Below are 12,561 nucleotides of genomic sequence, written 5' to 3'. Positions count from 1 at the left end.
TGTGGCCCCATGCGCCGAGCCTGCGGAATGCGTATCATGGCCCGCGACCCTGACCCAAGGAATCGACTTCGATGCTGCTGGATCGCCTACCCTTTCTGATCGGCCTGCGCTATACCCGCGCCAAGCGCCGTAACCATTTCATTTCCTTCATTTCCCTGACCTCGATGCTCGGCCTGTCGTTGGGCGTGGCCGTGCTGATTCTGGTGCTGTCCGTCATGAACGGCTTCGACCACGAATTGCGTACCCGCGTACTGGGCATGGTGCCGCATGTGCGGGTCGAGGCGCGCGACAGCGTCACCGACTGGGAGACGCTCGCCGGCATGTTGCGCGAGAAGCCGCACGTTGTCGGTGCCGCTCCCTACATCGAGCAGCAGGGCATGTTCACCACCAATGGTCGCAACAAGGGCGCGCTGGTCACCGGTATCGATCCGTCCGCGGAGGACCAGGTCTCGATCATCAGTGAGCACATGGTGCAAGGAAGTCTGGCAGACCTCACGCCGGGCAGCTGGGGCATCGTGATGGGGGAGCTGCTGGCACGCAATCTCGGGGTCGGCGTCGGGGATCGCGTCACGCTGCTGGTGCCCGAGGCCTCCATCACGCCCGGGGGCATCTTCCCGCGCCTCAAGCGCTTCACGGTGACCGGCATCTTCAAGGTCGGCGCGGACGTGGATGCCAGTCTCGCCTACACCGACATCTCGGACATGGCCAAGCTGGCACGCTTCAAGGAAGGCGAGGTGCAGGGCGTACGCCTGAAACTCGATGACCTGTTCAGTGCCGATGCCGTCACCCGTGACATCATCAGCCAGCTGGGGCCGCAGTATCGCGGCATGGACTGGAAGCGTACCCACGGCAACCTGTTCGCCGCCATCCAGATGGAGAAGAACATGATCGGCCTGCTACTGATGGTGATCGTCGCCGTGGCGGCCTTCAACATCGTCTCGACGCTGGTGATGATGGTGACCGACAAGCACGCCGACATCGCCATCCTGCGCACCCTCGGGGCCAAGCCCGGCAGCATCATGGGCATCTTCATCGTCCAGGGGCTGACCATCGGCGTGATGGGGATCATCATTGGCGCCATCGCCGGGGTGGCATTGGCATTGAGCGTCTCCGACATCATCGCCTGGGTGCAGTCGACCTTCGGTATCCAGTTCCTGGATCCCAACGTCTACTTCATCAGCTATCTGCCGTCTCGTCTCGAGCTGTCCGACATGGGCGTCATCATCGGCTCCGCGCTGGTGCTGAGCTTCCTGTCGACACTCTATCCGGCCTGGCGCGCTTCCCGCATCCAGCCGGCCGAGGTGCTGCGCTATGAATGATCTACCGACATCGACCGATGCATCATCCCGCTCTGCTGCTGGAGACTCCGCCATGCCGACCCCGGCTTCTGACACCCGTGCGACTGACCTGGCTCACGGCAAGCCGATGTTGATCTGTGAGCGCCTGAGTCGCAGCTACGACGAAGGCCCCCAGAAGGTGCAGGTTCTGGACGAACTGGAGCTGCGCGTGCACGCCGGCGAGCGGGTCGCCGTCGTCGGCAGCTCCGGCTCCGGCAAGACCACGCTGCTCAATCTGCTCGGCGGGCTGGATCATCCCAGTCAGGGCATCGTGAAGGTGGCCGGCCAGCGCCTGTCCGAGCTCAGTGAGTCGGCGCTTGGCAGCTTCCGCAATCAGCACATCGGCTTCGTCTATCAGTTCCATCATCTGCTGGCGGAATTCAGCGCCGAAGAGAATGTGGCGATGCCGTTGATCATCCGGGGCCACAAGCGTGCCGAGGCCGCCGTCAAGGCGCGCAAGCTGCTGGAGCGTGTCGGCATGGCGCCGCGCGCCGATCACAAGCCGGGCGAGCTGTCCGGCGGGGAACGTCAGCGCGTCGCCATCGCGCGTGCGCTGGTGACGGACCCGAGCCTGGTGCTGATGGATGAACCGACCGGCAACCTGGATCAGACCACGGCGGCGCGCATTCTGGAGCTGATGGATGACATCGCTCGGGAAGCGCAGGCCGCCTTCATCATCGTGACCCACGACAATGGGCTGGCCGCGCACCAGCACCGTGTGCTGCGCCTGGATGGCGGCAAGCTGCACGAGGACTGAGCTCCACCGCTGAGTGGCGGATGTCTGCCTCACGCCATGCCAGAAAGCCAAAAGCCCCGCCATCGAGAGATGGCGGGGCTTTTTCATGGGCGGCGTCGTCAGCCTTCAGGACTTGTCGGTATCCGGGGCAACGTTCTGGTCGGACCGCTGCGCCTTGGTGCAACGCCTGGCGGCCAGACGCGCCTTGCGGCGACTGCGCCAGCTGCGCACGACCTGATAACGCCACAGCAGTCGGACCAGCACGTTGGCGAGCAGGGCGACCACCACCGCGCTGACCAGCGAGCCCAGCGCAAGTGCCGGCAGGATATCTTCCAGCTGGTTGGCGAACCAGGCCGCTGAGACCTGGTCCGGCATCACCCGGGCAGGCGTATCGAGCATCCAGGCGCCCACGCGATAGGTCGCGTAGTAGACCACGGGCATGGTCAACGGGTTGGTGATCCACACCAGACCTACCGAGAGCGCAAGGTTGCAGCGCAACGCCCAGGCGCCGAAGGCGGCCACCACCATCTGGAAGGGGATCGGCAGCAAGGCACAGAAGAAGCCCACCATGCACGCATTGGCAACGGTTCGACGCGACAACGCCCACAACGCGGGGTCGGCGATCAGGTGATGCATGAAGCGCAGGGATTTCTTGCGCCTGAGGGCATCCGGTTCCGGCATGAACCGCTTGAGTAGACGACGAGGCATGGCTTGGCCATTTGGCATTCAACGCCGGCCATTATCCATACATGTCCCCGGGACTGCCATGCTGTGAGCTCAGTTAAGCGGCCCGCATCGTGCAATCCTGTGTGCTTGAAATGATGCTGAACGCAGGCCAGCCCCCGTCATGCCTGATGAAGAGCGATATCTGCCTCCTTGAACGATTCGTCTGAAAAGCTGCCCGTGGGCGCGAGCGACGCCACGCGGTTTCGCGGGTCCTGGCTGACACCGGGGGCTCTGATCCAGTGGCTCGCCGGTCTGGTGGCCGGGGTGTGGCTGTCGCGACAGGGGGAGTGGGCGGCCGATTGGCAGGGACGCATGCCGGATGGCGCACCCGAAAGCGCAGGGGATGTCTTGAGCGGGATGGCAGACAGCCTGTTGCTGCCATCCCTTGTCCTAAGCCTGCTGGTGATGCTCGCCTTCGCGCGACGCCCGGCAGTTTTGCGGCTGGGGGTTGCTCTGTGGGGTGGGCTGTTGCTCGGGCTGGCGCATCAGCCACTCATGCTTGCCGAAGCACTGGCGCGCGAGGATATCTGGCTGGAGGGGCGCATCGAGCAGGCCAGCCGTTCGCTCCCGGCCCCGGGGGAGTCGGTGCGTCTGGTCTTCAGGGTGGAAGCCTGTCGAGCCTCGGGCGCTGACGGCGAAGCAGGCGGAGAGCAAGGTGAGGCGCTCAAGCCCCCCAGGGTGAACGCATCCGGCATGACGAGCGCCGGGCGTGAGCTGGCCTGTCGTCGTCTCGAGGGTCAGCGGGTGCAATTGCGGCGCTACTGGCCGCGGCGTACCGCCTCTGAATCATCAGCTTCGCCTCTTCTCGTTCCCTGGCAAGCAGGGGAGCGGTGGCGGCTGATCGCCAGACTGGTGCCGCCGCATGCTGCCAGCAACCCGGACGCGCTGCAGAGTTTTGATCGGGTCAGCTGGTGGTGGCGGGAGGGGATCGTGGCGACGGGGTACGTGCGAGACCCCGCCCGAGCACAGCGACTGGCACCACCCCGCGGGGTGGCAGCGTTGCGCCTGGCGGCCGAGCAGCGGCTCTGGCAGGGCTGTGGAGGGCGGAGCGATGACGTCCAATGGGCGCATTCGCCCTGCCGCTGGCTGGCGGCGCTGACGCTGGGGCGTGCCTCGGCGCTGACTCGCGATGACTGGGAGTCCTTGAATGCCACCGGGTTGACGCACCTCGCCGTGGTGTCAGGGCTGCATGTCGGGCTGATGGCAAGCCTGGTGCTGGTGGTGAGCTTTGGCGTCCTGCGCCGTCTTCGTCCTGCCAACTGGCGTTTCAGCGTCGCTCCCTGGTGGCTGGCGTGTCTGGCAGCCTGGAGTTTCGCGATACTGGCAGGGCTGGCGCCGCCGGCGCTGCGAGCGGCGCTGATGACAAGTGTTGGGTTGTGGATGGCCAGCGGGCGCAGCGGCCTGGGCGTCTGGCAGATATGGATGCTGGCGTTGTCGCTGGTGATCGGCCTTGATCCGCTGGCCTTGTGGCGACCCGGCACCTGGTATTCGTTCCTTGCCGTGGCAGCGCTGCTGCTGGCCTGGCAGGGGTGTGAGCGCCCCCGCGGCGCGCTGGGCTGGTGTCGCGCCACGCTGCGCAGTCAATGGGTGTTGACGCTGGTGATGGGGGGCGCTCTGCTGGTCGGGCGTGGTCAGTTGTCATGGCTTGCGATGCCGATGAACCTCGCCATTGCTCCGCTCGCGACCCTCCTGGTCGTGCCGTTGGGGATGCTGGGCTGGGGGCTGGCTGGCATCGACTCCCTGTTGGACGCGATGGGCTTGCGGCTGTCGGAAAGGGCAGGAATGAGCGGGGCGCTGTGGCAGTGGCTCGCCGAGCGAGTGGATCATGGCATGGCGTGGCTCGGGACCGTCACGCAGCGCCATGGCCTCTGGCCCGCACGGACAGCGACGGACACCCTGTCCGCTGACATGGCAGCAGCGATGGCGATGATGGTACTGGGCGGCCTGTGGCTGGCAAGTGGAGTGCCGGGGTTGGAGCGCCGTGTCAGAGGGCTGTGCACCGCCCTGGCGATGCTGTGGGGGACGGGGCTTGCCTTGCTGCTGTGGCCGCCTGCGCCATGGCCGTCCAGCGCCCACGCCGGCGAAGGACGTACAGGGCGCGACAGCGCGTGGCTTGCCGATTCGCGAGCGGCCCCGTTGGTCGTGACCGTCCATGACGTCGGACAGGGGCTGGCGATATCGCTCAGGGTAGCGGGGCGCGTGCTGTCACCTGAGACGATGGAGGATCCTCCTCGTCATTGGCTCTATGATCTCGGCCCCGGTGCTGTCTTCGGGCCGCCGCGCATGGGGGAGCTGCTGACGGCTGCCGAGGCGCCCTGGGGCGTCATCATCAGTCATGGTGATGGCGATCATGCAGGCGGACTGGCGGCGCTGCGAGCGGAGCAGATCGCGCAGTTGTGGGTGCCTGAGGGACAGAGAGGCCGTCTTGACCGTCAGGTGGGCTGGCTGAAGGACGTGCCGACCGCGTCCTGTGGGGCAGGGCGGCGTATCACGCTCGGCCATCTCGCCGACCGCCCCGTAAAACTGGAGATGCTGTGGCCGCCGCCCGGGTGGAAGGTGCGGCGTGACAATGCCCACTCCTGTGTGGTTCTGATCGCATGGGGTGAGCGTCCGCTGGCGTTGCTGAGTGGCGATATCGGGGGGCAGGAGGAGCGCCAGCTGGTGGAGCTGCTCTCGCGTCGGCTGGCGGGAAGCGCGCTGCCGTTGCTGGTCGTCGCGCACCATGGCAGTCGCAGCAGCAGTGGGGAATCCTGGCTCGCGCGTCTGGCACCGCGCCACGCGATCATCAGTGCCGGACGCTACAACCCGCATGGTCATCCGCATGACGAGGTGGTCGAACGCCTGATGCGGCATGCGCAATGTGTCTGGCACAGTGGCCTGGAGGGAGCGCTGCGCTGGGAGTGGTCCCCTGACGCGGAGCGCCTCATTCCCGCGCGGGGTGCTGCCGGTATCGATACGCAGTGCCTTGGGGTAAAATCCGTTGATTGATCAGGGGCATGGCGAATGTCTGCCTGTCAGCGTGCCAGGGACGCGGTCGCGCAGGCCTGATGACGACAACAATGATCGGCGCCGTTGACGGTGCACCATCAAGACCAAGGGAGAGGTCACATGTTGGAAGCCTTGTACGCAGGGGGGCTGCTGATGCTCCCGATCCTGGGATGTTCGGTCGTGGCACTGGCCATCATCCTCGAACGTCTGTGGACGTTGCGCACGCGCCGTATCGCGCCGCGCGGTCTGGGACAGCAGGTGTGTGAACTGATCAGTCAGGGACAGGTCAATGTCTACTGGTTGGAGAGTCATTCGCCCCTTGGGGGGGTGCTGGCGGCAGGGCTTCGCAATGCGCGCCTGGGCAATGAACAGGTGCGTGCGCGCATTCAGGAATCGGCCGTTGCGGTGATCCACGACATGGAGCGCTTCCTGAGCCCCCTGGGGACCATCGCGGCCATCACCCCGCTGCTGGGCCTTCTGGGCACGGTGGTCGGCATGATCGATGTCTTCGCCGTGATCGTGGACGCCGGGTCCGCCGAGCGTGCCCAGGAGCTGGCCGGCGGGATTTCCCAGGCGCTTGTCACCACGGCGGCGGGTCTGACGGTCGCGATTCCGGCGCTGATGTTCCATCGCTATTTCCAGCGTCGCGTGGAAGACATCACCGTGACCATGGAAGAGCAGGCGGGGCAGGTGGTGGAATACATCTCGCACCATCAGGGGGAGCTGGGGCTGGCCGAGAGTCATGACGGCTTCGATCGTCGCGCGGGCCAGCGCAACGGGCCAGCGCCGAGGGAGAGTCTGCCGGAAGACCTGCCGGCCTACATGCGTCGGGACGAGGATGATCCGCTCTCGGGCTCCGATACGCTCGCCGATCGAGGCGTGGGGCCCGGGAGGCCGTCATGAGGTTTCCTCGCCGCCAGCGTGAATCGGTCGAGGTCAATCTCACGCCGCTGATCGACGTGGTCTTTCTGCTGCTGATCTTCTTCATGGTCTCGACCACGTTTGACAGTCGACGCGCCCTGGACCTGATTCTGCCGCAATCCAGTCAGGCCAGCGCCGTGGAGCAGGCGCCGCTGATCATGACCATCGGCGCCAAGGGAGATTTCACGCTCGGTGACACCTCGCTCACCGAGTCAGCATTGGGGGCTGCGCTTGCACGACACAAGGACCAGGCTGATCGCTTCGGGTTGATCCTCGAAGCCGATGGCCGTACGCCACATGCGAAGGTGGTGAAAGCGTTGGACGCTGCCGCCGAAGTGGGCATTACCCGAGTGCGCATCAGTACGCGCACCGGGACCGATACATCACCACCGGATGCCCCATGAGGGCGCCGCTCAAGTCTATGGAGACCCCGTGAGTCGCGACTCCACCTGGATTCATTACCGCCGCCTGCTCGGCTATGTCCGTCCGTACTGGAAGATGTTCCTGGCTGCCGTGCTGGGTTACGTCATCTATGGTGCCTCGAGCACGGCGCTGGCCGAGATGATGAAGCGCCTGATCGATGGCATTCAGAATCCTGACGCCCAGTTCAGATTGTTCCTGCCGTTGTTCGTGATCGGCATGTTCGCGATACGCGGTGTGGGGACCTTCCTGGGGACCTACTGCATGAGCGACGTGGCACGCAACGTGGTGCATACCCTGCGTACCACCGTGTTCAACCACATGCTGCATCTGCCGGGACGTTACTTCGACGAGAACTCCACCGGTCACCTGATCACCCGCGTGACCTATCACGTGGAGCAGATCACCGGCGCCGCCACCAAGGCATTGACCATCATCATGCGCGAAGGCTTCTTCGTGCTGGGTCTGCTGAGCTATCTGTTCTGGACCAACTGGAAACTCACGTTGGTATTCATCGCGGTCACGCCGCTGATCGGCTGGGTGGTCAGCTATGCCAGCAAGCGCTTCCGCAAGCTCTCCAAGCGTATCCAGGGCTCGATGGGGGAGGTCACCCATGTGGCATCCGAGGCGCTGTCCGGGCATCGGGTGGTCCGCACCCACGGTGCGGAAGATTACGAGAAGGCGCGCTTCGCTGCGGTCAGTGAGTACAACCGCGAGCAGAAGATGAAGGAGGCGTTGACCAAGGCCACCGCCACGCCGGTGATCCAGCTGTTGATCGCCGTGGCACTGGCGACCCTGGTGTGGCTGGCGATGGCGCCGGAATTGATGGCTGGCATGTCGGCGGGTGAATTCGTCGGCTTCATCACCGCGGCCTCGATGATGGCCAAGCCGGTGCGTCAGCTGACCGAGGTCAACGGCGAAATCCAGAAGGGCATGGCGGCGTCTGAGGAGCTGTTCGGGCTGCTCGACATGCCCGCGGAACCCGACAACGGCAACGTGGTCCCGGACGGTCGCCTGGCGGGCCGGGTGCGCTTCGACAACGTCCACTTCCGTTACGCCGACAACCAGCCGGATGTGCTCAAGGGCATCGATCTGGAAGTGGAGGCCGGGCAGATGGTAGCCATCGTCGGGCGCTCAGGTTCCGGCAAGTCGACGCTGATGAGCCTGCTGCCACGGTTCTACTCGCCTACCACGGGCCGCATCCTGATCGACGACGTGGCCATCGAGGACTACAAGCTGCGCCCGATGCGCCAGCAGATCGCGCTGGTCTCCCAGAACGTGACGCTGTTCAATGCCAACCTCACCGCCAATATCGCCTACGGCACCGGGGAAGCGGATGTCCAGCGGGTCGAGGAGGCGGCGCGCGCCGCCTATGCCCACGAGTTCATCGAACGCATGAGTCAGGGCTATGACACCATCGTCGGTGACAACGGCATCATGCTCTCGGGAGGGCAGCGTCAGCGCATCGCCATTGCGCGTGCCATCTACAAGGATTCGCCGATTCTGGTGCTGGACGAGGCCACCTCGGCGCTGGACACCGAGTCGGAACGCTATATCCAGCGGGCGCTGGAGGAAGTCTGTCAGGGCCGTACCACCTTCGTCATCGCGCACAGGCTGTCCACCATCGAGAAGGCGGATCGCATTCTGGTGATGGATGACGGCGAGATCATCGAAGACGGTACGCATGAAGCGTTGATCGCTCAGGAAGGGGCCTACGCCGCCCTGCATCGCATCCAGTTCCGGGAGACGGCTGACGCATGAGTGAACGACTGGTAGACGCCTGGTATCGGGGCGCCGCCTGGCTCCATCTGTTACGTCCGCTGGAGCATGTCTATAAAGGGGTGGTGGCACGCCGACGTGAGGCCTATCTCACTGGCAAGCGTGAGGTCTGGAAGGCGCCGGTGCCGGTGATCGTGATCGGCAACATCACCGTCGGTGGAACCGGCAAGTCGCCGCTGGTGGCTTGGCTCGGCCGTTGGTTGAGCGAGCAGGGCTGGCGCCCGGGCATTATCTCACGGGGCTATGGTGGCCACGCGCCGCGTTACCCGCTGTATGTCCAGGCCGATACGGACCCGCAGCACGCCGGTGATGAGCCGGTGATGCTGGCTCAGCAGACCGGCCTGCCGGTGGCGGTGGACCCGGACCGTCCCAGTGCCGCGCGTCGTCTGATCGCGGCGGGGTGCGACATCCTGCTCTCCGATGACGGCTTGCAGCACCATGCGCTGGGGCGCGACATCGAGCTGGTGGTGGTGGATGGCGAGCGCGCCTTCGGCAATCAGCGGTGCCTGCCGGCGGGCCCCCTGCGGGAGCCGCTGTCACGGCTGGCGAGTGTCGATGCCGTGATCTCCAATGGGGTGATCGACTGCACCCGCCTGCCGGTGGAATCACATTGCATGACGCTGACGCCGGTCCATTGGCGCCATCTGATCGATGATGTGCGTTATCCCGCCACTCATCAGCCATTCAGTGGCTCGGTGCATGCACTGGCCGGTATCGGCAATCCCCAGCGTTTCTTCCGTACCTTGACCAATCTGGGGGTGGAGCATCAGCCCCATCCCCTGGCGGACCATCATCGCTTCACGCCGACGGACCTGCGCTTTTCCGACAACCTGCCGGTGGTGATGACGGCCAAGGACGCCGTGAAGTGTCGCCGCTTCGCCAACGAGCGTTGCTGGGCACTGGATGTCGAGGCACGGCCGGATCAGGCGCTGGTGGATTGGCTCGCCAACCGCCTCGAGGCGCTGTGAGCGACTGACCGATTGTTTCTTTCTTATTAGCTGTTATCCCGGAGATGTCTCGATGGACAAGGAATTGCTCGCGCTGCTGGTCTGCCCGCTTTGTCAGGCCAAGCTGACCTACGATGCGGCGAATGCCGAGCTCAAGTGCTTCTATGATGGGCTGGCCTATCCCGTGCGTGACGGCATCCCCGTCATGCTGGAAGAAGAAGCGCGCGTGATGGATGCCGACGAGAAGCTCAAGGGGAGTCGCGGCTGATGAGCGATGTGGCGCACAGCAGTGATGTGACAGGTCGTGGCGCCGTGGTGGTGATTCCGGCGCGCTTCAACTCCTCGCGCCTGCCCGGCAAGCCGTTGGCGGACATCCATGGTCGGCCGATGATCGAGCATGTCTGGCGCAATGCCTGTGCCAGTCAGGCAAGCCGTGTGGTGATCGCCACGGACGACGAGCGTATCCGCACCGTCTGTGAGGGCTTCGGTGCCGAGGTCGTGATGACTCGTGCCGATCACCCCAGTGGCACCGATCGTCTCGCGGAAGTGGTCGAGCGGCTAGCACTGGCTCCCGAGACGCTGGTCGTCAACGTGCAGGGAGATGAGCCGTTGTTGCCTGCCGCGCTGATCGATCAGGTCACCTTGCGTCTCGAGGAAGACGAGGGGGCTTCCATCGCGACCCTGGCCGAGCCCATCACCAGTGTCGATAGCCTGTTCAATCCCAATGTGGTCAAGGTGGTGCGTGATCTGCGTGGTCGCGCGCTGTACTTCTCGCGCGCGCCGCTGCCGTGGGATCGGGAGCACTTCACCACGCCGCCGACCGTGCTGGCCACCGACTCCTGGTTGCGCCATATCGGTCTCTACGCCTATCGCGCCAGCTTTCTGAGCGAATATGTCGATTGGCTGCCGGCGCCGCTGGAGCAGCTCGAGCAGCTCGAGCAATTGCGCGCACTGCATCATGGTCATGCGATTCAGGTCGCCATCGCCTGCACCTCCCATCCTGCCGGTGTGGATACCCAGGAAGATCTCGAGCGCGTGCGTGACTGGCTGACGCAAGAGGCCGGTGATGAGTGAGTTGCTTGAGCGGATAGCGGCGCGCAGACCGCCGGTCAGACGAATTCTGATGGTCTGTCTGGGCAATATCTGTCGCTCCCCCAGCGCGGAAGGCGTACTGCGTGCCGCGCTGGCACGCCATGGGCTGGATGAGCTCATCGAGGTCGACAGCTGTGGTACCAGTGACTGGCATGTGGGTGCTCCGCCGGATTCACGTGCCATCGCGCATGCGGCTGAGCGTGGGTACGACATCAGTGGCCTGCGCGCTCGCCAGCTGTGCGTGCAGGACTTTTATGACGTCGATCTGATCCTGGTGATGGATGATGCCAACCTGAGTGACGCGCGGCGTCTGGCACCCCAGGACAGTCCGGCACTGCTTGGCCGTCTGCTGGACCTGCTGCCGACGCCGCTGCCGGCTCCGGCGCGAGGCAGTCGCGAAGTGCCGGACCCCTATACCGGGGGGCCTGAGGCCTTCGAGCAGGTGCTGGACCTGATCGACATTGCCTGTGAGGCATTGATCGATGCCCTGCCACCTGTCACGCGGGCCCCTTCATGATGGCGTCCGACAAGACATCGACGAGAGCATCACTGACGGCCTGCAATACCCTGGGCTTTGCCGCCACCGCACGTACCTTCAGTGAGCCACGCAGCGTGGCCGAGGCGCGTCGCCAGATTCTGGACTCGCGTGCGGCCGATGAGCGTCTGGTGGTGATCGGTGGGGGCAGCAATCTGGTGTTGCTGCCCTGGCTGGATGCCCATGTGATGCGCCCGGCCTTCGAGGCCATGACGATCACGCCGGCAGCGGATGGCAGAACCGCCACCGTGAGTGTCGAGGCGGGCAAGCGCTGGCACGCCCTGGTGATGGAGCTGGCGACAGCTGGCTGGTGGGGCTACGAGAATCTGGCCTTGATTCCCGGCTGCTGTGGCGCAGCCCCGATCCAGAACATCGGTGCCTATGGTGTCGAGCTGGCCGACCATCTGCTGCGACTGGAAGTCATGTCGCTGGAGGATGGCAGCACGCGCTGGCTGAGTCGCGAGGAGTGCGCCTTCGGCTACCGTGACAGTCTCTTCAAGGGGTCGCTTGAGCATCGCGTCCTGATCACTCGCCTGGAGTTCGTGGTGACGCGTGAAGCGACACCGCAACTCGCCTATGGGGACCTCGCTCAGCGCGTCAATGCCGCCACACCGCAAGGGGAGGCCATCACGCCATTGAGCGTAGCCAATGCCGTGATTGCCACGCGCAGTGAAAAGCTGCCGGACCCTGCGGTGCTCGGCAATGCGGGAAGCTTCTTCAAGAACCCTCAGCTTGCCGCCGACGAGGCTCGCGAGCTGTTGGCGCATCATCCGACCTTGCCGCACTACCCGCAGGCCGATGGCAGCGTGAAACTGGCGGCCGGCTGGCTGATCGACCAATGTGGCCTCAGGGGGGCACGTTGGGGTCATGTCGGCGTGCATGATCGCCAGGCGCTGGTGCTGGTTCACTTTGGGGGCGGGCAGGTCTCGGAGCTGCTGGCGCTGGCACAGGAGGTGCGTGAGAGCGTTCATGCGCGCTTCGGGGTCTGGCTGGAGCAGGAACCGCGCGTACTGGGAGAGATGGCCGCGACGCCTTCCTGACGGTTGGTCGGTTTGTCGAAGGCATTCCGTCACGAAAAAG

General features: G+C 64.9%; 11 protein-coding genes and 1 pseudogene. 11 read left to right on the top strand and 1 reads right to left on the bottom strand.

Annotated features, from left to right (window positions below; translation table 11 throughout):
• Positions 1-74 precede the first annotated feature (74 nt).
• Positions 75-1,319: a lipoprotein-releasing ABC transporter permease subunit gene (locus QD228_RS01140; RefSeq protein WP_077373141.1), complete on the top strand. Its 1,245-nt coding sequence runs from the start codon at positions 75-77 to the stop codon at positions 1,317-1,319.
• A gap of 52 nt (positions 1,320-1,371) precedes the next feature.
• Entirely contained in the window at positions 1,372-2,094 is a 723-nt protein-coding gene (locus QD228_RS01135; protein WP_077372034.1) for an ATP-binding cassette domain-containing protein, read from the top strand.
• A gap of 105 nt (positions 2,095-2,199) precedes the next feature.
• Here QD228_RS01135 and QD228_RS01130 read toward each other — a convergent pair whose 3' ends face one another.
• Positions 2,200-2,781 carry a DUF2062 domain-containing protein gene (locus tag QD228_RS01130; protein WP_279874166.1) on the bottom strand — a complete coding sequence of 194 codons (582 nt, stop codon included), beginning with the start codon at positions 2,779-2,781 and terminating at the stop codon, positions 2,200-2,202.
• A gap of 168 nt (positions 2,782-2,949) precedes the next feature.
• Between QD228_RS01130 and QD228_RS01125 the strand changes: the two genes are divergently transcribed.
• The 9 genes and pseudogenes from QD228_RS01125 (at position 2,950) to murB (ending at position 12,521) form a co-directional block, all read left to right on the top strand.
• Positions 2,950-5,787, top strand: a complete 2,838-nt coding sequence (locus QD228_RS01125; RefSeq protein ID WP_279874164.1) for a ComEC/Rec2 family competence protein — start codon at positions 2,950-2,952, stop codon at positions 5,785-5,787.
• A gap of 120 nt (positions 5,788-5,907) precedes the next feature.
• Positions 5,908-6,516: pseudogene (locus QD228_RS01120) on the top strand (MotA/TolQ/ExbB proton channel family protein); the annotation flags it as partial.
• Between the two features lie 170 nt (positions 6,517-6,686).
• On the top strand, positions 6,687-7,112 hold the full coding sequence (locus tag QD228_RS01115; protein ID WP_077372047.1) for a biopolymer transporter ExbD: 426 nt from the start codon (positions 6,687-6,689) through the stop codon (positions 7,110-7,112).
• A 28-nt stretch (positions 7,113-7,140) separates the two neighbouring features.
• Positions 7,141-8,889 (top strand): lipid A export permease/ATP-binding protein MsbA, encoded by a 1,749-nt coding sequence (gene msbA / locus QD228_RS01110; RefSeq protein ID WP_254696427.1) that lies wholly within the window; start codon positions 7,141-7,143, stop codon positions 8,887-8,889.
• Positions 8,886-9,875, top strand: coding sequence for a tetraacyldisaccharide 4'-kinase (gene lpxK, locus QD228_RS01105; protein WP_077372052.1), 990 nt, complete (start codon positions 8,886-8,888; stop codon positions 9,873-9,875). Before msbA ends, lpxK begins: the two co-directional genes overlap by 4 nt.
• A gap of 52 nt (positions 9,876-9,927) precedes the next feature.
• On the top strand, positions 9,928-10,122 hold the full coding sequence (locus tag QD228_RS01100) for a Trm112 family protein (RefSeq protein WP_077372055.1): 195 nt from the start codon (positions 9,928-9,930) through the stop codon (positions 10,120-10,122).
• Positions 10,122-10,928 (top strand): 3-deoxy-manno-octulosonate cytidylyltransferase, encoded by an 807-nt coding sequence (kdsB, locus tag QD228_RS01095; RefSeq protein WP_077372058.1) that lies wholly within the window; start codon positions 10,122-10,124, stop codon positions 10,926-10,928. The genes QD228_RS01100 and kdsB overlap by 1 nt, the downstream gene beginning before the upstream one ends.
• Entirely contained in the window at positions 10,921-11,463 is a 543-nt protein-coding gene (locus QD228_RS01090) for a low molecular weight protein-tyrosine-phosphatase (protein WP_136938270.1), read from the top strand. The genes kdsB and QD228_RS01090 overlap by 8 nt, the downstream gene beginning before the upstream one ends.
• Positions 11,460-12,521, top strand: coding sequence for a UDP-N-acetylmuramate dehydrogenase (gene murB, locus QD228_RS01085; protein ID WP_279874161.1), 1,062 nt, complete (start codon positions 11,460-11,462; stop codon positions 12,519-12,521). The genes QD228_RS01090 and murB overlap by 4 nt, the downstream gene beginning before the upstream one ends.
• Positions 12,522-12,561: the final 40 nt, after the last annotated feature.

The organism is Cobetia sp. 3AK (genome assembly GCF_029846335.1).
GTDB classification, from domain to species: domain Bacteria; phylum Pseudomonadota; class Gammaproteobacteria; order Pseudomonadales; family Halomonadaceae; genus Cobetia; species Cobetia marina.
Note: the sequence above shows the minus strand (reverse complement) of the source record. Positions and strands in the feature narration are given on the sequence as shown.